This window comes from Halostagnicola kamekurae (genome assembly GCF_900116205.1).
GTDB classification, from domain to species: Archaea; Halobacteriota; Halobacteria; order Halobacteriales; family Natrialbaceae; genus Halostagnicola; species Halostagnicola kamekurae.
This window is the reverse complement of sequence record NZ_FOZS01000005.1, coordinates 14,075-38,483: the sequence shown is the minus strand read 5'-3', so window position 1 is coordinate 38,483 and position 24,409 is coordinate 14,075. Positions and strand designations below refer to the sequence as shown.

At 53.5% G+C, this 24,409-nt stretch carries 17 protein-coding genes and 7 pseudogenes; 11 read left to right on the top strand and 13 right to left on the bottom strand.

What is annotated here, in order from left to right:
• Positions 1–414: 414 nt before the first annotated feature.
• The 3 genes from BM348_RS18515 (at position 415) to BM348_RS18505 (ending at position 3,990) form a co-directional block, all read left to right on the top strand.
• Positions 415–1,593 carry a thiolase domain-containing protein gene (locus tag BM348_RS18515; RefSeq protein ID WP_092907302.1) on the top strand — a complete coding sequence of 393 codons (1,179 nt, stop codon included), beginning with the start codon at positions 415–417 and terminating at the stop codon, positions 1,591–1,593.
• The gene (locus BM348_RS18510) at positions 1,593–3,014 is read left to right on the top strand and encodes a zinc ribbon domain-containing protein (RefSeq protein WP_092907395.1); all 1,422 of its coding nucleotides are present in this window, start codon (positions 1,593–1,595) and stop codon (positions 3,012–3,014) included. The genes BM348_RS18515 and BM348_RS18510 overlap by 1 nt, the downstream gene beginning before the upstream one ends.
• Before the next feature lie 103 nt (positions 3,015–3,117).
• Positions 3,118–3,990, top strand: a complete 873-nt coding sequence (locus BM348_RS18505; RefSeq protein WP_092907300.1) for a 3-hydroxyacyl-CoA dehydrogenase family protein — start codon at positions 3,118–3,120, stop codon at positions 3,988–3,990.
• 780 nt (positions 3,991–4,770) lie between these two features.
• Here the strand turns inward: BM348_RS18505 and BM348_RS18500 are convergent.
• From BM348_RS18500 to BM348_RS18490, 3 genes and pseudogenes are all read right to left on the bottom strand, one after another.
• Positions 4,771–6,207, bottom strand: coding sequence for an SLC13 family permease (locus BM348_RS18500; RefSeq protein ID WP_092907298.1), 1,437 nt, complete (start codon positions 6,205–6,207; stop codon positions 4,771–4,773).
• Between the two features lie 279 nt (positions 6,208–6,486).
• Positions 6,487–7,187, bottom strand: a pseudogene (locus BM348_RS18495) (IS6 family transposase).
• A gap of 94 nt (positions 7,188–7,281) precedes the next feature.
• Positions 7,282–8,646 (bottom strand): MmgE/PrpD family protein, encoded by a 1,365-nt coding sequence (locus BM348_RS18490; RefSeq protein WP_092907296.1) that lies wholly within the window; start codon positions 8,644–8,646, stop codon positions 7,282–7,284.
• Between the two features lie 160 nt (positions 8,647–8,806).
• On the opposite strand from BM348_RS18490, the gene BM348_RS18485 reads away from it, so the two are divergent.
• Both BM348_RS18485 and BM348_RS18480 read left to right on the top strand, forming a co-directional pair.
• Positions 8,807–9,601: an enoyl-CoA hydratase/isomerase family protein gene (locus tag BM348_RS18485; protein ID WP_092907294.1), complete on the top strand. Its 795-nt coding sequence runs from the start codon at positions 8,807–8,809 to the stop codon at positions 9,599–9,601.
• Positions 9,602–10,030: 429 nt separating this feature from the next.
• The gene (locus tag BM348_RS18480; protein WP_092907292.1) at positions 10,031–10,528 is read left to right on the top strand and encodes a hypothetical protein; all 498 of its coding nucleotides are present in this window, start codon (positions 10,031–10,033) and stop codon (positions 10,526–10,528) included.
• Between the two features lie 182 nt (positions 10,529–10,710).
• On the opposite strand, the pseudogene BM348_RS18475 reads toward BM348_RS18480, so the two are convergent.
• Positions 10,711–11,527 (bottom strand): annotated as a pseudogene (locus BM348_RS18475) (IS5 family transposase).
• 266 nt (positions 11,528–11,793) lie between these two features.
• Positions 11,794–12,427, bottom strand: a pseudogene (locus BM348_RS18470) (ISH3 family transposase); the annotation flags it as partial.
• A gap of 56 nt (positions 12,428–12,483) precedes the next feature.
• Here BM348_RS18470 and BM348_RS22490 point away from each other — a divergent pair.
• From BM348_RS22490 to BM348_RS22485, 3 genes and pseudogenes are all read left to right on the top strand, one after another.
• A pseudogene (locus BM348_RS22490) lies at positions 12,484–12,747 on the top strand (transposase); the annotation flags it as partial.
• Positions 12,748–13,012: 265 nt separating this feature from the next.
• The gene (locus tag BM348_RS20820) at positions 13,013–13,177 is read left to right on the top strand and encodes a helix-turn-helix domain-containing protein (protein ID WP_175507252.1); all 165 of its coding nucleotides are present in this window, start codon (positions 13,013–13,015) and stop codon (positions 13,175–13,177) included.
• 156 nt (positions 13,178–13,333) lie between these two features.
• Positions 13,334–13,722 (top strand): annotated as a pseudogene (locus BM348_RS22485) (IclR family transcriptional regulator).
• Between the two features lie 51 nt (positions 13,723–13,773).
• On the opposite strand, the gene BM348_RS18460 reads toward BM348_RS22485, so the two are convergent.
• The 6 genes and pseudogenes from BM348_RS18460 to BM348_RS18435 form a co-directional block, all read right to left on the bottom strand.
• Positions 13,774–14,982: an MFS transporter gene (locus tag BM348_RS18460; RefSeq protein WP_092907288.1), complete on the bottom strand. Its 1,209-nt coding sequence runs from the start codon at positions 14,980–14,982 to the stop codon at positions 13,774–13,776.
• 184 nt (positions 14,983–15,166) lie between these two features.
• A complete protein-coding gene (locus tag BM348_RS22260) occupies positions 15,167–15,463 on the bottom strand; it encodes an acyl-CoA dehydrogenase family protein (protein WP_092907286.1) in 297 nt (98 codons plus the stop codon).
• Entirely contained in the window at positions 15,454–15,990 is a 537-nt protein-coding gene (locus tag BM348_RS22255; RefSeq protein WP_217642043.1) for an acyl-CoA dehydrogenase family protein, read from the bottom strand. Before BM348_RS22255 ends, BM348_RS22260 begins: the two co-directional genes overlap by 10 nt.
• Complete coding sequence (locus tag BM348_RS22590; RefSeq protein ID WP_245779537.1) at positions 15,959–16,297, bottom strand: hypothetical protein; 339 nt, start codon at positions 16,295–16,297, stop codon at positions 15,959–15,961. The genes BM348_RS22255 and BM348_RS22590 overlap by 32 nt, the downstream gene beginning before the upstream one ends.
• 462 nt (positions 16,298–16,759) lie before the next feature.
• A pseudogene (locus BM348_RS18440) lies at positions 16,760–17,388 on the bottom strand (IS5 family transposase); the annotation flags it as partial.
• A 496-nt stretch (positions 17,389–17,884) separates the two neighbouring features.
• Entirely contained in the window at positions 17,885–18,982 is a 1,098-nt protein-coding gene (locus BM348_RS18435; protein ID WP_092907280.1) for a tyrosine-type recombinase/integrase, read from the bottom strand.
• A 657-nt stretch (positions 18,983–19,639) separates the two neighbouring features.
• Here BM348_RS18435 and BM348_RS18430 point away from each other — a divergent pair.
• Positions 19,640–20,443 carry a hypothetical protein gene (locus BM348_RS18430; protein WP_139231236.1) on the top strand — a complete coding sequence of 268 codons (804 nt, stop codon included), beginning with the start codon at positions 19,640–19,642 and terminating at the stop codon, positions 20,441–20,443.
• Between the two features lie 86 nt (positions 20,444–20,529).
• Positions 20,530–21,855 (top strand): hypothetical protein, encoded by a 1,326-nt coding sequence (locus BM348_RS18425; protein WP_092907276.1) that lies wholly within the window; start codon positions 20,530–20,532, stop codon positions 21,853–21,855.
• 182 nt (positions 21,856–22,037) lie between these two features.
• Here BM348_RS18425 and BM348_RS18420 read toward each other — a convergent pair whose 3' ends face one another.
• Together BM348_RS18420 and BM348_RS18415 are read right to left on the bottom strand one after the other, a co-directional pair.
• Positions 22,038–22,454: a hypothetical protein gene (locus tag BM348_RS18420; RefSeq protein WP_092907274.1), complete on the bottom strand. Its 417-nt coding sequence runs from the start codon at positions 22,452–22,454 to the stop codon at positions 22,038–22,040.
• Positions 22,451–23,269: a ParA family protein gene (locus tag BM348_RS18415; RefSeq protein ID WP_092907272.1), complete on the bottom strand. Its 819-nt coding sequence runs from the start codon at positions 23,267–23,269 to the stop codon at positions 22,451–22,453. Before BM348_RS18415 ends, BM348_RS18420 begins: the two co-directional genes overlap by 4 nt.
• A 410-nt stretch (positions 23,270–23,679) precedes the next feature.
• Here BM348_RS18415 and BM348_RS22475 point away from each other — a divergent pair.
• Positions 23,680–24,322 (top strand): annotated as a pseudogene (locus BM348_RS22475) (RNA polymerase subunit sigma-70).
• The last annotated feature ends 87 nt before the right edge of the window (positions 24,323–24,409 follow it).

Genomic DNA, 24,409 nt, shown 5'->3' with positions numbered 1-24,409 from the left:
GGGGATAGATAGTGTTCAGTGACGGTAAGAATCAAATAATTGAATCCGATACTCGACGTTAACCCACAATATCAAACAAATCTCCCCACCACTCCACAGACGAATCTTACTATTGAAATCGATTTGATTTCCCCGAAACGAACCGATAGACATGTAATAGACTTACGCTCTTCCGTAGGAGATTGTTGATACAGACGCGACTACTACGGTGAGGACAAAACTATTCCTATAAGTAACTTTGTTCTCAAAGTCTATTTCCACAAAACCAGCATAGAATTGCAAGACAGCTCTACATCAACAATGGGCTACACAAGAGCGTATGATATCTAGATAGTGATGGTGCCACATCTAATAGACAGTGGCCATTCTCCTCAATAACAGTATCCTTATATGAATTCAACAGGAGTAATAGATATGCGAGACACGTATCTCGTCGGTGCGGGGCAGTCGGACTATGGAGCTTTTCCAGAGAAGAGCTACCGGTCGCTGTTCCGGACGGCATTCGAAGCGGCGACGGAAAGTGTTCCAAACGGGATCGACGGCGATGACATTGACGAGACGTTTATCGGTAACCTAGGTGTCGGTGGTCGCCAACTCGGCCTCTCGGGGCCCGCAGTGACCGAACACGTCGGTCTTGGTGGCATCCCCTGTACACGCGTCGAGAACGCCTGTGCAGCCAGCGGATTTGCGACCCGACAGGCTGTCCAAGCCGTCAAATCGGGGATGGCAGACGTTGTGCTGGCGGGCGGCTTCGAGATCATGTCCGACATGAGCTCCGACGCCACAAAGTACTGGCTCGGCGTCTCGGGTGAGACCGAGTGGGAACGCCTCTCCGGCACCACGTTCTCCGGCGTTTATGCCCAAATGGCCAGCGTCCATATGGAACGGTACGGGACCACACGCGAACACCTCTCCCGTGTCGCCGTCAAGAACCACTCGAACGGCGCGAAGAATCCCCATGCCCAATTAGGATTCGAGTGTTCGCTTGAGGACGCCCAGTCTGCACCGGTCGTCGCAGACCCGCTCAATCTCTATCACTGTTGTCCGACCTCGGACGGTGCGGCCTGTGCGCTGATCGTCAGCGAGGATGTTGTTGATGATTACACGGATGACCCGATTCGGATTGCCGGAGTCGGTGCCGGTAGCGACAGCGTTGGCCTCTACCAGCGCGACACGTACACAGGCGTACCGGCGAGCCAGCAGGCAGCCGAGTCAGCGTACGAGATGGCCAATGTCGGACCCGACAATCTCGACTTCGCGGAGGTCCACGACTGCTTTGCGATCGCCGAACTACTGGCCTATGAGGACTTAGGCTTCTGCGAACGCGGGGAGGCGGGCAACCTCATTGAGTCCGGCGCGACCAAACTCGGCGGCAACCTCCCCGTCAACACTTCCGGTGGCCTCAAATCGAAGGGACACCCAATCGGCGCGACCGGTGCTGGCCAGGTCGTCGAGGTGTTCAAACAACTCTCTGGCGAGGCGGGAGAGCGACAAGTCGAAAACCCGACTCGGGGACTTACTCACAATGTCGGCGGGAGCGGCGGTGCAGCCGTCGTTCATGTATTTGAAAAGGAGGCGGAGGTGAGCGCGTGATGCCCGCAATCACTAGCGTAGGCGCGTACGCACCCCGCTTCCGTATTACGTCCGAAGCATTTGAGGAAGCGTGGGGCCAGTTTCACGCTGCCGGTGTAACCCAGAAAGCAGTCACCTCAGCCGACGAGGATGCCCTGACGATGGGCTATGAGGCTGCCACACGGGCCCTCGAAGCCGCCGACATCGGTCCCGCAGCCGTCGACTGGCTCGCCTTTGCCTCCTCGAGACCGCCTGCAGCCGAGGAGGACATAACCGTGCGACTGGGTGCGATGCTCGCACTCCCCGATTCGGCGACTCGTCAGCTCTTTACCGGAAGTACGCGCGCCGGAACGCGCGCGCTCTGGGCCGGAATGGACGCCGTCGGCGCCGACGCAACCACCGGACTCGTAATTGCGGCCGATGCGCCGAGGGGCGACCCCGACGGCGGGATGGACCACGCTGCCGGTGCCGGCAGTGCTGCGTTCGTCCTCGAGCGCAATGGGCCAGCCGAGATCATCGACCGTGCCGAGTACTCGGTGCCGTATCCGGGAACGCGGTTCCGCAACAGCGGTGAGGACGAGACACAAGGACTGGGTATCACCCAGTACGATCGGCAAGCGTTCCTCGAGACGATCGGTGGTGCCGTCGACGGCCTTGAGGTCAGTTTGGACCCAGAAACAGCCGCGATCCAGGCACCCGATGGCAAACTCCCCTACCGCGCAGCGAGCGCGGCGAGCGTCAGTACTGATGAGATCCGGGCAGCCGCAACGGTCCACGACTTGGGCGATCTGGGCGCTGCGAGCGTCCCGGTTTCGCTAGCGACGGTGCTCGCGGGCGGCGCTAACTCCGTTCTTGCGGTCTCCCACGGTAGCGGCGCGGGCGCGGACGCACTCGTCGTAGAAACTAGTGGTGACGTTCCGGCGAACACCACGCTTGAGGGCGACGGAAACCTCTCTTACGTGGAGTATCTGCGCCAGCGCGGCGTCGTCACGACCGGACCACCCTCCGGCGGTGGCGCATACGTCAGCGTCCCATCGTGGCGCCGATCGATCGCCCAGCGCTACCGCCTTGAGGCTGGCCGCTGCCCTAACTGCGGCGCACTCTCGTTCCCACCAGAGGGAGCATGTGCTGACTGTGAATCGCTCGTCGACTACGAACCTGTTGAACTCCCCGGTGAGGGTACGATCGAGGCCGTAACTACTATTTCTCAAGGAGGCGCTCCACCGGAGTTTACCGAACAACAGGCCCGCTCAGGCGACTACGCGGCGATGATCGTGGCCCTCGAGACAAAGAGCGGCGACGAAACTGCAAGCATTGTGGCGATGGGGACCGATGCTACCCCTGACGCATTCGAAGTCGGCGAACGGATCGAGACCACAATCCGTCGTATCTACACACAGGAGGGTGTGACGCGGTACGGGTTTAAGGTTCGTACCTTATAGGTTGAATATATTACCAGAGTATACATTATAAATTTTTTGCGTATGTGCATCTCGCCGATAGAGAAGGGGAATCCTTTTCACAGTATACAATGCTTTCTGATGTATGCGAATCACAGTCCTTGGAGCCGGGAGTATGGGCCACGGAATCACACAGGTCTCAGCAATGGCGGGCCACGATATGGTCCTGCGAGACATCGAGGAAAACCTCGTCGAGGACGGCCTTGAGGGGATTCGCGAGAACCTTCAGGGCGGCGTCGACAGAGACAAGTTTACCGAGGCAGAGATGGAGAAAACCCTTGGGCGCATCGAGGGGACGACTGATCTCGAGGCAGCGGTCGATGACGCCGATTTGGTAGTTGAGGCGGTCCCCGAGGATATGGACCTGAAGCAAGAGGTCTTCTCGGATGTCGAGGCGGCGACCAGCGAGGACACCGTAATCGCCTCGAATACCTCCTCTCTGTCGGTCACAGAGATGGCCAGCGTACTTGAATTTCCCGAGCGCGCGGTGGGACTGCACTTCTTCAATCCACCCCATATCATGGATCTAGTTGAGATCGTCGTCGCCGAGCAGACCAACGACCACACCGAAGAGTTCGCCGTCGACTATGTTCAGGGAATAGAGAAGGAAGACGTCGTCGTCTGCGACACGGCCGGCTTCGCGACCTCTCGGCTGGGCGTCGCGTTCGGCCTCGAGGCGATCCGGATGGTTGAGGAGGGCGTCGCCAGCCCAGCGGACATCGACGAAGGGATGGAGATTGGCTACGGTCATCCGATGGGGCCCATCGAACTGACCGACCACGTCGGACTCGACGTCCGCCTGCACATCGCCGAATACCTCCGCAAAGAACTCGGCGAACGATTTAAGCCGCCGCAGTCGTTGCGCCGAAAGGTCCGCGCGGGCAAACTCGGCAAGAAGACCGGCGAGGGTTACTACGTCTGGGAAGACGGCGAACGCATCCGTACGAGCAGCGATTAGGGCGGTTGAGAATCGTTTCTTCCCGTACCAGGCGCTGTGCACTGACAACCGCATTCATAAGTCGTCGAGCCAAAGATCAAACCCTATCGGTTTATGTAGGGTTCGGACGAGTAGTTCTCCGAAGGCGCTAAGGTAGACTTCTCCAACCTCTATATGGTCACGGTGTCGAGGTGGCCGGCAGAAATCACATATCCGATCGGTCACTTCGTGATACGTCTCTGCTTGGTAATTTCGACGTTCGCTCACCTAATCAACGGTATTGTGGCAAGATGTACCCGCAGTTCCCGTTGCGTTTGTAGTGATGATTGATACGGGTTGCGTTCGTGGCCACGAAGTGCTTGCTGGACTCGCCGAAGCAGATGACCGGATACGACTCGTTGTAGGGCTCGTAGTAGAGGGAGTCAGCGTCCTGTTCAGGTGGGATTATACAATAATCTGAGAGGAGGGGTTTTCAGGGTGTTTTAGTCGCTTTCGGGCGGTTTCGTGAACACACCTCACACGACGAAGGCGTTCGGAAGGCAGCGATCAGTATGATCGCGACGGACAATAATACTGCCGAGTCCACTGACGTCAATAATTGTCGACTATGGACCGGGATGGTTTCGAAACAATAGCGTTGATGCAGACACCTACCGAATGGCGGTCGATCAGTTCACCGACCGGTAGTTCGTCAAAATGACGGCTACTCTCGTGCGTGCTGAACGTATTGAACTTCGGCCTGACGGTGAAGTGCTGCAGTTGTCATAACACGGCGATTCCAGCACTCCGAGAACTATCAGCCTACATGGGCGCAACGGCGTCTACAAGCGGCCAATATATTGTCCAACTAAGCGCGACGACGACGAATCCGAATGTTAATGTGAACGCTCCGAGCAAGGCGACTTCGGCCGTTGTGAGCGGTCCTTTTTCGTACGCTATCAGTACAGTCGGATTATTGAACGGGAGAAATGTGCCCGACATTAGGAGAATTGAGAGTCCGAATGAGAGATACAGCGGTTTTATCTCTAGCAGTGATGCGAACTCGAGAAGAATCGGAAACATCACGAGGAACGACGCAGAGACCGAAGAGAACGCCGTCCGAATGAGAACGGCAACGAGGAAGAGTAAGAAGAGGACAACCGAAGTCGATGCGTCCATCGGCAGGAAAGACGCGAGACTGATAACGAGGAAATCGAATGCGTTCAGGTCCTGCATGACGTTGAGCAGCGAGAGCATCGCGCCTATTAGAAAGATAACTCCCCAGTTGATGTTACGAATTTCCTTGGCAGTGATTATACGAACGCCCGGTAGCGAGAACACGAGGACGACGAGCATCGCGGGGAGGATTGACGGGACACCGACGAACGAGCCGATGATCCAAAGACAGGTTGCAACGAGGAGTGTTCCGACAACGATTAGCTGATCGTTCGTGAGCGATTTCGTATTGCCGTCGATACCGTTCGTCGAACCGTCAGCCCGGACTTCACACATGTGAAGTTCGTGATCGTCATCGACATCGTACGTGAAACTCGCTGCGGCAATGCTAATACTGAATAGGAGGATAATCGGCGGAATCATGTAGAACGCCCACTCGACCCACGTGATCGGACGGACGATCGAATTGGTCAGCTCGGCAGTCGTAACCGCCATTCCACCGCCAGTCATCAGCGCCAGTGAACCGACCGGATTCAGATGACCGAGTACATAGTACGCTAACCGACGGAACGAGCTGTCATCGTCAATGTTATACAACTTGTTTATCTGATCAACAATAGGGAAGAATGTCGCTGTCCGCGCTGTTCCAGACGGCATGAGGAACGCCAGAAAGAGAAGTGTAGCAGCAAGTCGGTAGATCGACTTCTGGGGCGTGCTCCCGGGAGACACCAGAAGATTGGCAATCCATTTATCGAGCCCGACTTTCGGGACGCTCTTGCCAATGAGCAAGAGCAAGACCATGAAAAACACGAGTGTCGACGCAAATCCGACTGTCGCCTCCTCGAAAGACGATGTCACGCCGAGCGCGTAGAGTAGAATTACACATAGAACGCTCGAGATCGTGTACGGGACTGGTTTCGTAATCCATAGTAACACTGTTGCAAAGAAAATCGAGAAGACGAGTTGCACTTCGTACTCGAGGATCTCAAAGGGAGTGAGAACACCGATTGCGAGCACTGCGATGGCGCAAGTGAGTCCCAGCGCTGATGTTTTCTCAAAGTCGGTCCTACCGAATGCGTTCACAGATCAATTGAGAGGATAGTAGCTAATATTCGTATCGACTTCTATTTCGGGGCCGAAAACCGGTGACCGAGCTTGCTCAACTCTAGCCGATCGGATCTACCGAACTATTAATAGTCTATGAGAGAGCATACATTAACATGTTGATGGTTGGAGGTAGAAAAGTACATTCACGACGATGGGCTCTCTACGATCGTTTATCAATATCGCATAGTCAACCGGTAATGAACATGAGGAGGTTCTATAACTGCTTTCGATACTAAAGGGTCCGGTTGGCACTGTCTAGTTCAGCACCTCCTCACCTAGTGTTCGACCATTGAGTGCCTGATTCGGGCGATTGTGGTTATAGTGGTGTCTGAAGCGTCTGAACCAGTGTCTTGCACTGACTGAACTTCCCCGACAGAACGAGTGAAAGCGGTCGATCCGCATTGAGAGAGTCTGAAACCACTTTTCGACGTGGTTTCGATCGCTGTAGTTGAGCTGACCGGTCAATCCATGACGCGCGAGGGCAGTCAGATAGCCGCCAGCATCAACGAGAAACTCTGTCCGTCAATTTCGTGTTTCTCGGCAAGTCGATGCAAGAACGCCGCCGCGGAACTGACCCCGCGGCGTTGGCGAGACGCTGTGCGTCTCGTTCGCACACCAGAACGCGAGACGTTCTGGGGACAGCTAAACACGTCGCTTTGGAGAAGGGCTTCGATTCTGTGTCAATCACGGTGTACAACCACTTGTTCTCATCGTTGACCTCGATCTGTTTCTCATCGACCGCAACCCGCCGACGGTTTGTGCGTCAAGTTCCAAATTGCATCGTGAGAACGACCAATACCGAGTAATTCGAGGACTGCGACGGCCTTCCGAACAGACAATCCCATCGAATACAGGCGCACCTCGACACCCGTCAAGGTGGTTGGGGTGCGCTCATTTTCCCAAATCTCATCACAATCCACGTCTAAGCTCTCTCTGACCAGGTTGGTGAGTTGCATGAGTACTTCTCGCCACCACCTGCTCATTCCTCAAACTCATATCTAAACAGTGCTGCCATAGACACTCGTAGCCACCCGCTTCAACACCTTTGATTTATCGACCTATCCCGTCGTCACCTAGTGATTCAACACAGCCGGTAGACTCAATCGCTAACCCGGTGACCGAAGAGTGTTCCGAAAGCGATACCAACTGTTCGTAGACCGCGTCAGCAGTTTCCTGGGGGATAACTCGTTCGGTACACTCGTAAAACTTCTCATGCAGTTCTGCTTTGGAAAGCGGATCGTGATACGTCCCAGGAGGATATTTTCGATGCTTCTCGTACGTTCCATTCGCGGTTGTAATACGGACCGTACCGCTGTTCGCATTGTACGGTAGATTCTCATCGACGATGAACTCGACACGGTCCATCATCTCTCGAACCGCTTCGTTCCCAAAGTGTTCCGGTTCAAACGTTGAGAGAGTAACCCGACCGGTCACCAGCGTACTCGCAATGACGTACGGCATCGAGAATTTTCCCTCACTTGGGACGTCCGGATTGTCATACTGGAGTGCATCGTCTGCAGCGGCCGACGTCAGGACCTCGACCGTGTCAATGTCGTTCGGATCGATGCTATGGTTCTCTTGTAACTCTTCCGTGGCAGCGATACTGGCGTGAGTGAAGTAACAGCAAGGGTATGCTTTCAATTGTAAACCATACTGTTCAAGTTGAAGTCCGTCACCGATCGAAAATTCGGCTTCTGGGCCGTCAGCATATAGCGCCCAGAAACCTGCATCGCCTTCGAAGGCGGAGTCTCCACCTGTAAATCCGTTCGCCGCCAGCTTGGAAGCAGTGACACCGGACCGAGCCGCGAGACCCGCATGGAGGGGCTTTGTCATCGAACCGAAGTTCTCCTTCGTTCCCGAGGCCATTGAGGCCGCGATTGCGATTGCCTCTCGCATCTCCGTCCGGCCAAGATCAAGAAGCTTTGCGACTGCAGCAGTCGCACCGAAGACCCCAAACGTTGCCGTGGCGTGCCATCCCGACTTATAGTGTGTCGGGATGACCGGGTATGCGATCGCACACTCCGTTTCGTAACCGGCCACAAATGCTGTGATAATGTCACGACCGGATGCCACTGTCTCGGGAATGACTGCTAGCAGCGGCGGGACAAGCGTCACGCTCGGATGCCCATCCATTGACCACGAGAGGTCGTCGTAGTCCAGCGCATGACTCGCAGTACCAATCGCGAGCGCACGCTCGTTTGCGGAGCGGACATCTGAAAACAGTGCAGCGGTCGTACCGAACGCAGCACACGCCTTTTCACCCGCCGGTTCCTCAAGACCGGCGAGCGCCACACCGACCGTATCGACGAACGCCCGCTCCACGGTATGTACAGTGTCTTCAGACAGGTCCTCGAAGTGCAGTTCGGCTACAAAATCAGCAAGCTGGTCGACGACAGCCGCTTCTTGATACGCCATATACACCGATGATCGATGGATATATTAAACCTTTGGCACCTTTCTGCATTGGTATTCAAAGTCCTCCATGGAGAGATTTATATTATTTAAGTATACCCTTCACGGAAAATATAGGAGGAATCGGTATGCTATTTTCCGCTTCTCGTAAACGATAATTCAGATGCTGGATACTAATTTCGAGACCATTCGCTGGTCTTTCGATCAAGAGCTAAAGTACGGAACAATCACACTCGATAGACCGGAGTCGCTCAACGCGCTTTCGAAGCAGCTTCGACGCGAGTACGCGACCTGTTTTCGTGAACTGCAGGATCGGATTGAAGAAGGACACGACATTCGTGCCGTTATCGTCAACGGAGCGGGGGATCGGGCCTTCTCCGTAGGCGCAGACGTGAACGACTCGCACGACGTTCCCGCCGGCGTATCCAAACCCGGTGGAGAATACGAGCTCGCCGAGGAATTCTCGCGTCCCGTTATCGCGAAGATTGACGGCTACTGTCTTGGTGGCGGACTTGAGATGGCACTGTCCTGTGATTTCCGATTTGCTAGCGAGCGGAGCACGCTCGGACAGCCAGAGATCGATCTCGGAATTATTCCTGGTGGTGGTGGAACACAACGACTAGCGGAGTTGGCCGGACCAAGCCGTGCGAAGGAGCTGTGTATGACCGGTAAGCATATCAGTGCCGAGGAGGCCAAACGAGACGGTATTGTAAACGAAAGTGTCCCAGCAGACAACCTGAACAACCATGTTATAAAATTCGTACGGACCATTTCTGAGAAACCACCACTCGCCGTTCAGGCGGTCAAAGACGCCGTAAACGCCTCATTCGCGACGGACCGGGAACTCGGGCGATTATACGAACACCGGACATCTCGCGCACTCCGTTACACAGACGACCACGAAGAGGGAGTCCGAGCATTTCGGGAAGACATCGAACCCGAGTGGATGGGACGGTAAGTAGCCAGTAATGACGCCCACAGCACTGGTTTCAGGAGATGTGGGAATCTGGCTCTGTTGAAATCCTATTCTTCAGATATATTTCCGCCTGAAACAGCCGGTCAATGAGAGCTGTATACTGAACACTTAGATCCCAGAAAGCACTTATCGTCAATTCAATAGTTGTCGGTCAATGAAATCCTGGACTCTTCTAGGTGTATCATCTACTCAGGTGCGCTCACACAGCCATATAGTGGTGAGAGCGAACACTATTCCGTTGCACACGAATCCTCAGAGAGGTACTATTCATAGGTGGACTGAATACAAGCGCATCTAATACGACGACAGCAACGTAGAAGGCAGTAGAACCTATCATCCACATGGGTAGACGAGTCACAAAGCTCATCTTTCCATAGGACAGTCAATGTGACAACTATGAGACGGCGCGTAATGCTTGCTGTTGTTTCTTCGGCTCTCGCCGGAGGGACTGGAGGATGTCTATCCTTTTTTGACGGACAGGACGTGTATCTGGGTCGCATCGCGGTGACGAATCAGACTCAACAACCCCAAGTTGCTCACATTGAGGTGTATGACAACGAGGAGTCGGTCTTCTCGACAACTGAAGAATTAGATGCATATGAAGTGGGGGGAGGAGTCGTCCCCGATACGACTACCGATTGTGGCTGGCCATCTAAGCCGGGCCAGTATCGCATAGAAGTACAATTAAAAGGCCACGAGAGTACGGCTTCTGTGCTGGTTGGTAACGGCGATGCGATTCGGTCTTCCGACCAAGAGCAAGAAGCGGAGCAAGAGATTGACTGTTACGCTGCGGTTGCTGATTTGACTCCGAACAACGGAATTCGACTGTGGTTTGAAAGGTGTAATTCCCTCTCTGAACGGCTGGAAGACGATCTCTGCACCCCAGATAACGACTACAACGGGGATTGATCAATGGGCCCTTGAACCCCATGTAGCACGAACTATCATGGATTTACCATCTGACTTCTGAGATTATATAGAGAGATGGAAATTTACCTCAGCAACCTTTACCCTGTGTTCAGCGAGACATTCTTGACAGTGTATACGTAGTTTTAGCACATCCGGATAACTCCACCATCTGTATTGACCGTTCAAAGTGATCGGTCTACATTATGAATGAGACAGGCAATGGTGAGTTCACGGAACTGTTTCCACCAGCGTCGTGAGCGGACGAATGCACCGTACTTTCGCTTGAGCGTGGGATTGACAGTCTCGGATTGACTCCGCTGGCCGTAGAGATCAGCGTCTATGCGTGCGTTCCATGCCTTGTGGAGCGATGGGAACTCACGATGCTTGATCAGTGGGCGAACCTCGTGTTGGCGGGCAAGCCGTCTGATTTTCTGGTCGTCGTAGCCTTTGTCCCCAATCAGGATGTCGATAGTTTCGGGGTTACGTTTGATCAACGACGGAGCGATCTGGCTATCGTGTTTTCGTGTCGTCGTCACGTGTAAATCAAGGACTGCGTTCACTTTGGAACCGACCAGCAGTGTTGAGTTGCTGAATCGTGGGTTTGGTTCGTTTCGTGTAGTGTTTTGAGGCGTGACTGCGGTCGAATCCCGAAGCATCGATCCCCGCAACGCCGTTGGTCGGGAGCAGTGAAACAGAGAGATTGAGCAGCACTCGCCAGACAGCCATATCAAGTCTGTTGAACGCTTTGCATAGCGTAGACGGCGCAGGGAGTTCAGTGAGATTCATCGCGTTCCGGATACGGGGCATCTCGATGAGTTCGTCGAGGAGTGTACGATAGGTCGTGTTCTTCCGAACCTTGAGACAGAGGAGAACGATGTGCTGATGGAGCGTGTAGCGTTGTTTCGAGAACTTCGAGGAGTATCGAGCTACGGCACGTTTCGCTAACTGAAATGCTTCCTCGACAAATCGGAGCAACCGAGACTTTGGGAGGGTCTGCATCTACTCAAACTACCGACTGAACCTGTAACTCACTAAGGATTTCAACAGAGCCGGGAATCCGTATTTCCAGTGGCCTCTGATCAATCACCCATTCTCAGTACCTCACAAAGCATCGCCAGTTAGCCTGACCTGAGCCACCTGTTCTGTCGCGATGAGTTGTCTATAGCGGTTGAACAACGCTAATCGAAGACGGAGCTGTCGGCGACGTCGGTCAGCCGCCGGCACGATAGCGTAGCCACTCACAAGGCGTCGTCCCCGGTCAGTGATTACCGGTAGAACCGGTCGTTAGGTTGCCAGTTTTCAGGGACGACCCGACGCACCGCGAGGGCTGCCCACGTAGCCCGGCGAATCATGTTGACGAACTCCTTGTATGGCCACCACCAGAGGCGACGCCCGCCTCCGCGGGGCGTCGTCACATATTCGTAGTGTAGATAGCGCCAAACGTCCTGTAGCGCAAACTCACTACGAAAAACAGTATAGTCTGACCGCCGCGTCTCGTGTCGTTGTCGTCGCTATCACCTGATCAGACAAGCGATAACTCGATTCTATACCGAAGCATTTGCTGTAGTGGTGTCGAGCGTCGCGTGAAGCCTCGATGAATGGCGCGTCACGGCTACACCGCTGAACACCCCACGCCGTGCTTGTTATATCGTCCATTCAGGTACGTACAGTCGATATAGACGGGAAATCCATGGTCCAGCTGGGACCGTTGAGTTTCCCTGTCAAGTCGTGTTGAATGATGCGACTCCACCATTTCGAGAGTTCCAGATGAATCGCCTCATCCACTGGATGATCGGGGACAATATAGGTGTGGTTGTGTACTTGGAGCAGCGTGAGACACTTGCCGTTGTAGAATCCGCGATCAGGATAGACAGCTTTGACTTCGGTATCAAAGCCGTCGCTGTCACGCGGTTCGTCTCTTAGCTAAAGACGGATACACCGACGACAAAGACTATGACGACCAATCGCTCTGGGACGCCCTTCGTTCAGCGGACATTCGGCCCTTGCTGCGCCACCGGCTTTTCGCACACTACGATTACACACACAACGCACGGTTGGATAGCGAATTATACGGCCAGCGTTGGATGGCCGAAATTGCCTTTTCGGCCATCAAGCGTCGGCCCGGCCCCGCTGTACACCCTCACACATGGTACCGCGAGTTCATGGAATTCGTGTTGATTGTCACTGTCTACAACCTCGAACAAGCGCTCAAACAGTGATACCGATGCCATCATTGGCTTCAACAAAGCAGAATTCCTCGGCCTCATCCTCCTAATTCAGTGATATCGGCTAATTAGATCGGTGTACGACAGAGCAGCTTCACACTCTCATGGGATAGCAGGGTTCCATCGAGTCAAGCGATTTTACTGGCGAATACGAAATCGCCGTTGTTTCTCCGCTCACGAATTTTAAGTGCTTCCACGCACAGTTCCACATTATGGGATCAAAAACAGGGGAATCAAGACGATACAAATCAACCTCGGGGTGATCGAGACGCTAGTCGAAGCCGACGGCGCTCGCGTGGCGGAGGCCGCCGAATCACTCGATGTTGCACCGAGCATCGCATACGATCACCTGCAGACACTCCGCTCCGAGGGATATGTCCTGAACAAGGGCGGGCTATACTATCTGTCGGATCAGTACCTCTGAATCAGCGAATACGCCCGCCGGCGAAAACCCGGGGATGGCTCAAGTGCGAGTTCAGTCGCTCGCAGACGAAACCGGTGGACGAATCATTTTCGTTGTTGAAGAGCACGGACGGGGGCGATACTTGTACTCGAAGACAGGCGATCTCGCAGTTGAAACATTCACGCGAACGGGGACACGTTTCCACTCCACGCTACCGCAGGCGGGAAGTCGATCCTCTCCAGATTACCCGGTATGAGAATCGAAGAAATCATCGACAAACACGGACTCGAGTTGGAGACCACCCAGACGATTACGAGCCGCGAAGAATTGTTCGACGAACTAGAGCATATTCGCGATCAAGGAATTGCGTTCAATTTCGAGGAACACAAAAAGGAATCTCTGCCGTGGCAGCACCGGTTCGAGAGCCAAACGGTGGTGTTCTCGGCGCGTTGACTCTCTCCGGGCCGGCGAAACGATTCAACAGAGAGATCCTGCGGGACGAACTCGCTGATATGGTTCTCGCGATGACGAACGAATTAGAACTCGAGATCGTGTATTCAAACTAGGGTCAGTGCCTTTGTCGTCCGTACTCGCGGCACCGATCGCGCGAGCCCCAGTCAGTAATAATCGGGAATTTTTGTGGAGACGAGGAGCGCAATTGCCGCGAGACCAGCTAACAGGAAGAATCCCTCGTCGAAGTATCCACGGTCTGCGAGATAGCCGAAAAGAACCGGACTCATTGCCCCGATCCCCATATAGGCCGTTCGGAGGAAACCGAGTCCGGTATTCCGCATATCCAACGGGAACGATTCAGTCATATACGTAAGTGTAATCGTTCCGTATCCGAGAACACAGCTTAGCGGGATCGTCAGCAGGACAAGCACCCAGAACCGATCAATCAGGGGGAGTGCGACTAACGAAAGTATCAATACTGGAATGATAGTCCAGAGGGGTTTTTTCGGACCGAATCGATCGTACAGCGATCCAGATATAGGCTTGACAATGATTCCGAGCGCGAAAAACAGTCCAAACAGAACAGTCGCGCTAGTCGATGGAATTCCCTTGATCTCGATGAGATATGTCGGATAAAAGCCGGTCAGTGCCTGCCATACGGAATATAGGAGGACCTGAACGACCCCCATGACGAGAATCGTCGGTTTGGCTATTCTCGAGAGTACGTAGCGAGCGGTATCTACCGACAACGAGTTGACTGCAGCCGTCTTCTCAGAAGTTTTCGTCGGAACAAAGACCCACAGACTGACCGCGGTAATAGCGAATATCGGCATCGCTAGTCCCAGCCCGTACTGCCATACGGAAACAGTTGCGATGAACCCGGCAGCGGGCGGAAGCAATGCGCTCCCCATATCACCAGCACCCAACGTAACTCCGATCGCAGTACCGTCGTGTTCCGGGTATAGATGAGAGATAGACGAGAACCGAGCAACCCCGTACAGTGCGGTCGTAAGCCCGAACAGTATCGTCGCACCGAAGAGGACCTCTATCGAACGTGCGGTGACGATCAGCCCGATCATACCCGCGGAAACGAGCGTACTGATCATCAGGATTCTCCCTTCACCGATCCAGTCGGCCAGCAATCCACCTGGGAGCTGTCCGATCGCGTATGCAAACCAGAGCGTCGTCAACAGGAGTCCGGCCGTTGAGAGACTCATTCCATACGTAGAGCGCATATGAGGGAGCAACGCGGGATAGACCATTCGAACGCCGAGCGAGAGGAACCATCCCGCGGCGATGGTCACGAGGACGAGGCCCCGGCCATCGCTCCAGAGTACTTTCGCGATATGCTGTATGTTCGAAACAAGCATCATGATCTATGGGATCGGCCTACGCGAGCGTTCGCGAGTGCGTCTCATCAACCTACGTACCCTAGAAAATATTGCCGGAGATCGATGCCTGCCGTACCGAGCACCCGTTCGGCAGCAACGTTGTGTGGGGCAATTCAGGGGATCATCAGCCGCAATATAACTACTCGTCCTCCCACAAGGTAACTCGCTATCGCGTATCAAGCCCGTACTTTTTGAGATACGAAGCGACCCCGTCGCGCTGCGCTTCGACTGTGCCGCCGGTAATCTTCCACCCGCGAACGCACCGATACATGTACTCCAGCGGTGACTCTTTCATGTAGCCGATCGCACCGTGAATCTGTAGCGCCTCGTCGACGACCTTCTGTGCGACCTCGTTGGCTTTTAGCTTCGCGAGCGACGTTTCCAACCGCGATGGATCACCGTCCTGTGCGTTCGCCGCCGCCCGATAAGTCAAAAGACGAGCAGCTTCCAGTTCTATTGCCATATCCGCGAGCTTCCACTCGATCCCCTGGAAATCTCAATCGGTTGACCGAACTGTTCACGCACCTGTGCGTACTCAAGCGCTCGGTCCATCGAGTTCAATCCACACGCCACGCACATCATTGCATTGTGGCACCGTTCCAAGTTGAATTCGATCATCAGCTCTTTGAACGCTTCCGGTTGGTGGACAAGCACCTGCTCTCGTGAGAGGACACAGTCGTCAAAGTAGAGCTCGTTTTGGGTATGTCCTGTCATATTCGTCGTTCCGTTATCGAGCGTGAGCCCATCCGTGTCTTTATCGACGACAATCGTACCGATGTTATCGTCAGGGAAACGTGCGTATACGAGGAATGCAGAGCAGTGTTCTGCTTTCGTCACCCACATTTTTCTTCCGTTGAGGACGAGGTCGCCACCGTCGTACTCGACACTCGTTTGCATGTTGCCTGCGTCGGATCCAACCTGCGATTCGGAAATAGCAACGGAAAGAATCGCGTCACCATCACAAACCTTCGGCAAGTACTTTTCCTTCAAGCACTCGCTGCCCAACTCGGCGATTACGCGAGGCGGTCCCATCGACGAACGGGAGAGGATGTGAGCCGTATCCGGCAGACACGACCAACTGCCTCTTGAGCGAGTAGTACTTCGACTGGAAAGTAGCCACCGCCGCCATACTCCATTGGGAGACCGATTCCAAGTAGATCCTGTTCAGCAAGGACCTCTTGATTTGATAGGGGAACTCGCTCTCCCACGTAAAGGCATCTTCCGCAAACTTGTTTTCCGAAATCTCACTAGCATTTTGATATATCAACTGCTTTTCGTCAAACGGTTGGAAATCCATACCACGGTTATTGGAAAGAGATCTAATGAGTATTTTGGTAAAAGTCATCGATGACACATTTCTGTCGATGAGGTTTGATAAGTTATTCACTATAGGGTAAATTCGCCTCTGGGGAAATTTGCTACGTTCACGATACTGTAGTCATGAGAGAATAAAATATGAGACGTCCAATAATAAGCTGGGGAGAGAATACTTAGGTGCAAATAAGGAGAAAGACTGACTGTTTAGCTAACAAAGGTAGTTCACACACAAGGACAAGAAATCTTACTCGAGATCATATAGGTAGTTCGATGCGAAATACTGCGAATACCCTCCGAATATCGCTTATATGCGGCACAGTGGTCGGATCGGGACAATAATAGTAGTTTCCGGAGAGGAGAACTTTATAAATGATAAATAGAAGGAATAGGATACAGCCACAATGGTTGACGGTGGTGAATCGCCATACGGTGTTGGATTTTCCTAGTTCACAGCACGCTTGATGTTATAGACGACACACATCAGGACGATTTCACGGAACTCGCGGTGCCAAGATCGCGCACACTCGGCGATGCCATGCATGCGCTTGATCGCCGAGAAGCCGTCTCGGATAACGCTCTCTGGCCGTAGAGAGCTCCATCGATCCGCGCGTTATGCGCGTGATCGAGGGAACGGAACTCACGATGCTTGATTAGCGGTCTCACGCCGTGTTCACTCAGCTTATCGCGTAATTGCTGCCAATCGTAGCCTTTGTCGGTGGCGATGCTGTGCAACTCGCCAGCGTCGCGTCGGGCGAGTTGCCAGCCGAGCTGGGTGTCTTGGCGATTCTCGGTTGTGCAGGAAACGTCGAGGATAACTTGTGACTCAGTATTGATGAATGTGGTAGTTTTGAGCGTCTGAACACGATAATTCGTCCGACGGCAGTAGTGTTTGTTCGCGTTTTCGCAGTCGAAAAACGTCGCGTCCATTGCTGCATGACTCTTCTGGTCATGCAGCTGCGCCGACAGGCGCATCAGCACCCCCAAGACAGCCATCTTGACCCTATCAAACGCCTTCACTAGCGTCGAGTGAGCAGAGAGATAGGCCTTCTCAAGGCCGATATCCGCCACTAAAGCCGATTCATTCGCAGTACCATTAGAGAGGTCTAATCTAACACCCATATTTCTATCGAATTTATAGTTATATATGAGCCCAAGACATACATTCACATATATTCCTCTATAATATCTCCAGTCATAAATTACAACGGTATGAATGTAATAGACATGAGGTTTGGAAAATCCGTCATCTAATCTAATGAACAGACCAATTGAACGTGTATTTAACAGGGAATGGAATGATAATACATACAACACCTGATGGAAATCAAATTCATTTGCCTTCGATAAGCATGATTATTCGAAGTTTCGGCCCTGGTGAATCGCTAGACGACGGTGACTTCCGACTCTATAGCAGGTAACTCAATGCACTACTCTCGGGCAATTCTGGGTTCGGTTTCCGCCTAATCTCCGATGGTGAGACGATTGGGCTGATTCGAAGCGCCACTAGAAAAATCTAACCCAACGCCCGATGGCAATTCACCAGAGCCGAAGTTTCTGATTGGTAATTTCACTCTCGAACCTCATCAATCCCCTCTGCAACGTCTTTTGCTTGAATATCGGAGTACGATTCGTGAGTCGTCTCGATGGATTTGTGTCGAAGTGCCGACTGGGCAAGTTCGGAATGACCCTTTTTGTACAGTTCAGCTCCAAGCGCTCGCCTCGCGCCATGCGGTTTCAGATAGCTGCCATCCTCGAAGTCGATACCAGCTTCCTTCGTAAGCCGTTTCATCACTGACCGGCCGCCAGCTTTCGTGAGTGCTGGCGGTGGGATTTCAGCGGTTCGGAGGACATCGTCAATATCTACATTCTTATCCGGATCTTCCCCAGTCACCTCACGATACACTGCATATTTCGAGGGGGCGTGCCCAGTTGGAAAGATCGGCCACGCGTCAGTCGGCGGCTCAACAACGCGACGATACCGCTCGAGCGCCTCTCGAGCGGCCGATGGAAGCCCAACGCGCTCGTACTGACGGGATTTCCCGAACACCTCGAGTGAGTGATTCTCGAGGTCGACGTCGCCCCAAGTCACGCCGTTGCGGGCGTCGTCGCGCGGATCGCGGAACAGTTCAGCGCCACGAACGCCGGCGTCGGCGAGCAAAACCACGATCGCCCGATCGCGATAGGCGATCTTGCGAGAGACATCAATCGTACCCTCGAGCGCCATATCCACACGTTCGGTGACGTAGTTAATGAGCTGCTGGCGGTCTTCAGGATCCCAGAACTGGCGATTGCGATCGCCTTTGTCCTCGGGGAGAAACTCTTCTGCGCGCTGTGTATTCGCCGGGTTGGTGTCTAGCAGTTCGTCGCGGACGCAAAAGGAGAGAAACGCACGCACGTAGTTGAAATATGTATTCGCCGTCGACGCTGCCAGCTCTTGGTCGATGGCACGCTCACGAAGATACATCCCGTACTCCCGGAGCGTATTCGTCTCGAGGGCATCGATTTGCTGCACACCCTCGCCGTCACAGAAATTTGCGAACTCGTTCAGGGGCGATCGCATCGTCGACCGAGAGCCACCCGAGTCGAGCGAGCCGAGATAGCGCGAAACCGCCTCCTCGACGGTCGTCCCCCCGCGAGCAGCCCGACGATCAGTGGATCCAGACATTCACTTGTGGGGTACAGTGTCGACCCACATAAAATCACTTGGTTAAACTACCCTTTAACGAAGTAGAATCAGTACCAGCTCTATCGCCTGTATCTGCAAGTATAGAACGTTCTACCGCCAATCCACTATTTTATAAATCATATAGCGCAATATAGAATTCTCGGGCGTGGAGTTCAGAGGTGAGAGGGGAATTCTGCTGGAGGAGCGCAAGCGGAGTCTCATTAAGCAGAACTCGGAGCTGGTCAAGCCGCTCTGTATCCAACCAGGAACGCTCGCAGAGACTCTTTGGAACCAGACTTAGGCATCGTGTGTCAAGTTATACCTCCTGACATCATATCTATTTTAGCGAGTCCTAAATTAGGATTTGTTAGGACAAGCGGTTTGAGATTGCCCAGTACGAATCATAATTATACCATCAGCCACAATCCCGACTCGATGAGTATCATCCCTTCGGGCGCGAAAATGGGGAGTACAAACCTCGCATGCCGCCATTGCGATACTGCCCTCGATCTACTCGAAATGCGCGCTGTCAACGCGTCGAACCTCACACCCGACGCTCTCTTTCAGTGTCCGTACTGTTCATCGTGGTACTACCCTGAAATCGGACTCTTGCACTCACTCTACGGAGATGGCAAGGTCGAAAAGGAGTATTTTGGTATGCCACTCTCGCTCGGAGGGACACAGAAACGAGATCTCAATCACGTTGAGGCCGGAGAGCATCGCCCCGTCAAGATGCACTCGCTTGAACCCGGATACGAGTATGACTCTATCTATCTTCTCGGGGCGCACAGAGACGGCGTTGACGAAGACGACTGGCTGTCATTCGAGTCGGCAGGCGCCCAGAATCGGGCTCTGTTGGGTGATAGCGTTCTCATTAGTCTACTCAGGACAGATGCTACAGAGATTGCGATAAATGCGACGCTCCAAGAGAATCGTGAATCTAGCTTCCCGATTGGGTTCGGGGATACTCTCGAGGTTGTCTATGCTGCAACCACTCAGTTAGACGGCGTCACGAACCCTCCGTGGATTGACCTCCTCCAAGAAGCACAGGAGGCAATTAGGCAGGGAAATACACTTGCTGCGCTGCCGGTCCTTCGATCTGCTGTCGATAACTGCTTGATTCGTCAGATGTACATCTATCAGATCTGGGAGGGCCACGATCAGGATAGCGCACGTGAATGGATTGAGGACCTCGAGGACAGCTATGAACCGAACCGGATCACCATCGCAAAGCATGGCTTAGAGCAAGCAACCGGTACCCGACTCACTAATGGGCCCCATGGCGATCTTTGGGAGGATTTTAGCGAAGTTGTCGAAGAACGTGATACGATAATTCACTCAGAAACGGCTTCAGAACTCGCTCACCCTGATCAACCGACTGCTATCGAGTTGTACAATACAACCGTTTCACTCCTTGTCGCCGCGTACGATCTATTTGGATTCCATAACCCAGGTGCATAGTCGCGGGAACAGTTGTGCAGTGACTCATTGAACAGAGATGTCTCTGAGTACTAAGTGGAGCCAGTCTGAATCACTACTCACTTCACATGGTCGAGAAAGACGATCTCTTCGTCCAGAGAGGGTGTGAACTCAATCTTGGTTTAGATAATGACCCCTGCCAAGGGGCGGTTGTGCTGACGGAGGGTGGTGACTTGAGCGTTCGATTCGACGACGGGGCAGTGGAACCGTATACGAACTTACACGAATCTTGGGCTCAAATCGACGGATCAGATGTGCACGGAAACAACGTGACTATCGAACGTGCGACCGTCAGTAATCTTCACAATTTCTCTCTCACCGAGATTAGTACCCCGGAAGTCACTATCACCAAGAATGCCGATCTCGCACCCGGACAGAAGACAGAACTCGTCATTGACTTCGATCTGATCTGTTTCCAGCCTTCAATCCCGCCAGTCAATCAGATTGACGACGAAACACGAGCAACTGTTGAACACCTCTCTGGAGGTGACCGGCCCTCCCTCGACATCCCTGACGAGAAAGAGTTCCATTACATCTCGACAGACACTGCTGATGTTTTCGGCGTCCCATTCACGGATACCACCGACCGCGTTGACTATATCAAAAACACCGAGCGCCCGGTTCGAACCGGTAAAATCAGAGTCAAACAACAGCGGGCGGGGGATCTGTCCCACCGCGTTGAGCGCGCAGCAGAGATCGTAACCAAAATTCTCGAAGTGTCGCAACTCGTTCAAGAGACGGCCCCGCGATACATCCGAACCAAGATCACCGCGATAGACAATACACCATCTGACGATATGGATACTCACTATGAGGTGTTAAAATCAGGAGGAACATCGAATGTTAGTGCCGCATTCGCTCCCTTCCCAGACAAAGTCATCTGGACGAACTTCTCCGAATATGTCGAAGAAGCATATGACAATTATACGCCGTACGTCCGGGAGAATCTTCACCTTCGACAGGTACTCGGGTACTACATTGATGCGCGAGATCCGAACCGGCCAGTAGAGGGCAAACTCCTCAGCGTGTGCAGCGCAATCGAACTGCTTGCCCTCTGGCATGCTCGGGAAGAGCAGATCTCAGAGGCGACCGGCGAAAAAATCCAGCATCTAATCACGAAGCTGGATGTAGAGACGAATGATCTTGCCCAAATGGTCGTTTCAGAACCAAGCAACCTGAATATACCCGAGTATTTCTGGAGAGACGCGCGCAATCACGTGTCGCATGGCGCTCCAAATATGCCGATTGGAGACCTGATCGCTACACAAGGTGCAGTGATGGTACTTCTCAAGCGAATTATTCGTAATCAGCTGTTAGGCTCCGAGAACGAGTCGTTCGAGAAATTGTATTCCATGGAACCGCGGCCCAGTATTTCATTTGCAGAGGAAAGTTGATGACGTCAAAACGGTGAAGCCTCAGGCTAACGAGCGCTGAATCAGCTACGACTTGAATATCAGATGACTACTCAAACTGCCGAGTGACTATCTGGATATAATTACGTGGCAAGTCAGGATGTGGCCCTCCGGTAAACGTTTCGTGTCGTTCGCAACTCAACTCGGCCTCACTCTGCGCGGCGTCACTCCTCGCCGAGTTCCGAAAGCCGGGTCTGAATTTCCTCAGCATCCGCCTCAGAGAGCGCCTCAACACCGAACTGTATGAGTAGCGGGTAGAAGTGACGGTTCTTCTTGAACTCGTCCTGGCCCGCTTTGCGGAGCTTTAACTGGGACTCGAGGTAGGTATCCTCCATCTCGTCGAGGACATTGTCGGGAATGTAGATCGTCCGCCCGTTCCACTCGTCCTTGATGTTTGTCTTCGTTTTGCTCGTTTCGTTCGTTTCGTTCGTTTCGTTCGTTGAAGTCGATTCGGCCGTTTCAGTCGGTGAACTGGTTTCCACCGTTTCACTCACCTCACTCGTATCGCCGGAATCGGTTTCATCGTCCTCCTCTTCGTAGTTGCCCTCGATGCCGGAAGCATCGCCCCAGCCGTCAGTCATGCTTCCACCTCCTCAGGCACGGTCTTCTCGAACGTCTCGTCGAACAGGTCGGCAATTTCGTTGAACAGTTCACGTGCATCCTCGACGCGCTTGTTCTCCTTGGCGAAGCCGAAGACAGACACACCTTCGCCGATCGATTGGGAGAGATCCGTACGCTTCGGAATCTCGAAAATTGGGAGGGAGTACGCCGATTTGATCTCCTCGATGGTATCGCGGTGCTCGGCGTTCTGTTCGACACGGTTGCAGGCAATCGCGAGACGATTGATGTCTCCATACGCCTGTTCGAGGGAGCTCAGTTGCTTCGCGAAAATCTGGAGGCTGTTGGCATTGAGTTTCTCGGGAATTACAGGGATGACGACGTTGCCGGTCGCGACGAGGGCGTTATCGGTGAGGACGTTCAGGGATGGGGGCGTGTCGACGATGATGTAGTCGTAGTCCTCATCGAGTTCGTCGAGTGTCATCTCCAGTCGCTCTCGACTTTTCGGCGCCTCAAGCAATGTCTGGATGTTCTTGTTGTTCGCAAGCTTCTCGCTCGCGGGGAGGATGTCGAATTCCTCGTGCTCAACAATGATGTCATTCACCGACTCCATCTGATCGAAATCCAGTACGTCGAACAGCGTTGTGCGGTCAGTGTCGTAGTACAGGTCATTGTAGCCAAGCGAGCAAGTGAGTCCTCCGTGATAGTCGATATCGACTAGGAGGACGTCGTGGTCCCGGGCAGCTAGCGCGCCGCCAGTATGAATGACGTCGGTTGTCTTCCCCGCGCCCCCCTTCTGATTCGCCACGGTGATTCGTGCGGTATTGGTGTCGCTCATTTTCTTCGTTTTCCTCGTTGGGTTCGTTTAGGTCGTTCCGTTCGTTTCGTTCGGTGAGGGTGTTTCACTCGGTGAGAGGATCACTATGATGTTAAAACCAATTGTTCGTTACACTCGTTGAATCAAACACATTCGTTGCTATCAGCTCGTTCGTTCTATTCGTTACGTTCGTTTCTGTCGTTCTGTTCATTGAGTACGGGTCAGCCAGTTCATCCTCAACCAGTTCGTTCCTAAGAGTTCATTCACTACCTTCGTTTTGCTCGTTCCGTTCGTTTGGTTCGTTTATTCCATCGCCCGTTTATACTGTTTCGACAGGGTCCACGGCAACCTTGGAGACGAATGGAGAGATTGTAGCTTCATGGCCAGTGGAATGAGAATTTTAACTGTTACCAGATTATTGGTAACCCCAGATGTACGAGGTGCTCGACGACACGGCGGCGCAGACGATCCTCGCCATCAACAGTGGTGACTCCATCCGCCGTGTCACCCAATACTTCCACACACCGTACGAGACGGTGAGACAGACCGTCAATCGGCTTAAAGACGCAGGCTACGTCACCTATGACGACGGCCTCACTGTCCGGTCGTGTGCGGGAAACAGCACGCGTGCTGGTGGCCGCAAGCGCCAGCGTCAGTCCACCGTCCATCGGCGAAGTGTCCGTCATCCCGCAGTTCGGCGACTGGCCATTCGCGTTCACGCGGACCGACGCCGTCTACATGTGGACACAGGGCGGCTATCAAGTCGGTCACGACCCCGATGACTACCCGTTCTCCCCGCCTCGCGAGCAGGACGTCGACGCCTAGGAGACGTTCTTCGACTCGTTCAACCTCCCCACCGCATTCGGTGTCAGCCCAGAGAAAAGCTTCCAGAGCCACTGCAGGTCGTCCTCGATCCTCAAGTCGTCGATCGATACCGAACACGTCGAGGGATACCCAGTATCCCCACGGGAGGAGACGGTCGCCTATATGCTCGAGCACTACGCGACCTTCGAGTCAGCACTCGCCATGCTCAACCGCATGAGTGAATTTACTATCAGTCACAATGATGGATAGTACATTTCGTATGCTCTCTCAGTTCAGAGTTAGTGAAGGCTCGCAAACAACAGATGAAGTGAGAGAGTACATTTCGTGTGCTCTCGC

What these genes read in the sequence shown, in the direction of transcription:
- BM348_RS18505 (WP_092907300.1), top strand. Translation starts at nt 3,118, where the DNA reads ATGCGAATCACAGTCCTTGGAGCCGGGAGTATGGGCCACGGAATCACA.
- BM348_RS18430 (WP_139231236.1), top strand. Translation starts at nt 19,640, where the DNA reads ATGCCACTCTCGCTCGGAGGGACACAGAAACGAGATCTCAATCACGTT.
- BM348_RS18480 (WP_092907292.1), top strand. Translation starts at nt 10,031, where the DNA reads ATGCTTGCTGTTGTTTCTTCGGCTCTCGCCGGAGGGACTGGAGGATGT.
- BM348_RS18515 (WP_092907302.1), top strand. Translation starts at nt 415, where the DNA reads ATGCGAGACACGTATCTCGTCGGTGCGGGGCAGTCGGACTATGGAGCT.
- BM348_RS18425 (WP_092907276.1), top strand. Translation starts at nt 20,530, where the DNA reads ATGGTCGAGAAAGACGATCTCTTCGTCCAGAGAGGGTGTGAACTCAAT.
- BM348_RS18420 (WP_092907274.1), bottom strand. Translation starts at nt 22,454, where the DNA reads ATGACTGACGGCTGGGGCGATGCTTCCGGCATCGAGGGCAACTACGAA.
- BM348_RS18510 (WP_092907395.1), top strand. Translation starts at nt 1,593, where the DNA reads ATGCCCGCAATCACTAGCGTAGGCGCGTACGCACCCCGCTTCCGTATT.
- BM348_RS18485 (WP_092907294.1), top strand. Translation starts at nt 8,807, where the DNA reads ATGCTGGATACTAATTTCGAGACCATTCGCTGGTCTTTCGATCAAGAG.
- BM348_RS18490 (WP_092907296.1), bottom strand. Translation starts at nt 8,646, where the DNA reads ATGGCGTATCAAGAAGCGGCTGTCGTCGACCAGCTTGCTGATTTTGTA.
- BM348_RS18415 (WP_092907272.1), bottom strand. Translation starts at nt 23,269, where the DNA reads ATGAGCGACACCAATACCGCACGAATCACCGTGGCGAATCAGAAGGGG.
- BM348_RS18435 (WP_092907280.1), bottom strand. Translation starts at nt 18,982, where the DNA reads ATGTCTGGATCCACTGATCGTCGGGCTGCTCGCGGGGGGACGACCGTC.
- BM348_RS18460 (WP_092907288.1), bottom strand. Translation starts at nt 14,982, where the DNA reads ATGATGCTTGTTTCGAACATACAGCATATCGCGAAAGTACTCTGGAGC.
- BM348_RS22590 (WP_245779537.1), bottom strand. Translation starts at nt 16,297, where the DNA reads ATGGATTTCCAACCGTTTGACGAAAAGCAGTTGATATATCAAAATGCT.
- BM348_RS22260 (WP_092907286.1), bottom strand. Translation starts at nt 15,463, where the DNA reads ATGGCAATAGAACTGGAAGCTGCTCGTCTTTTGACTTATCGGGCGGCG.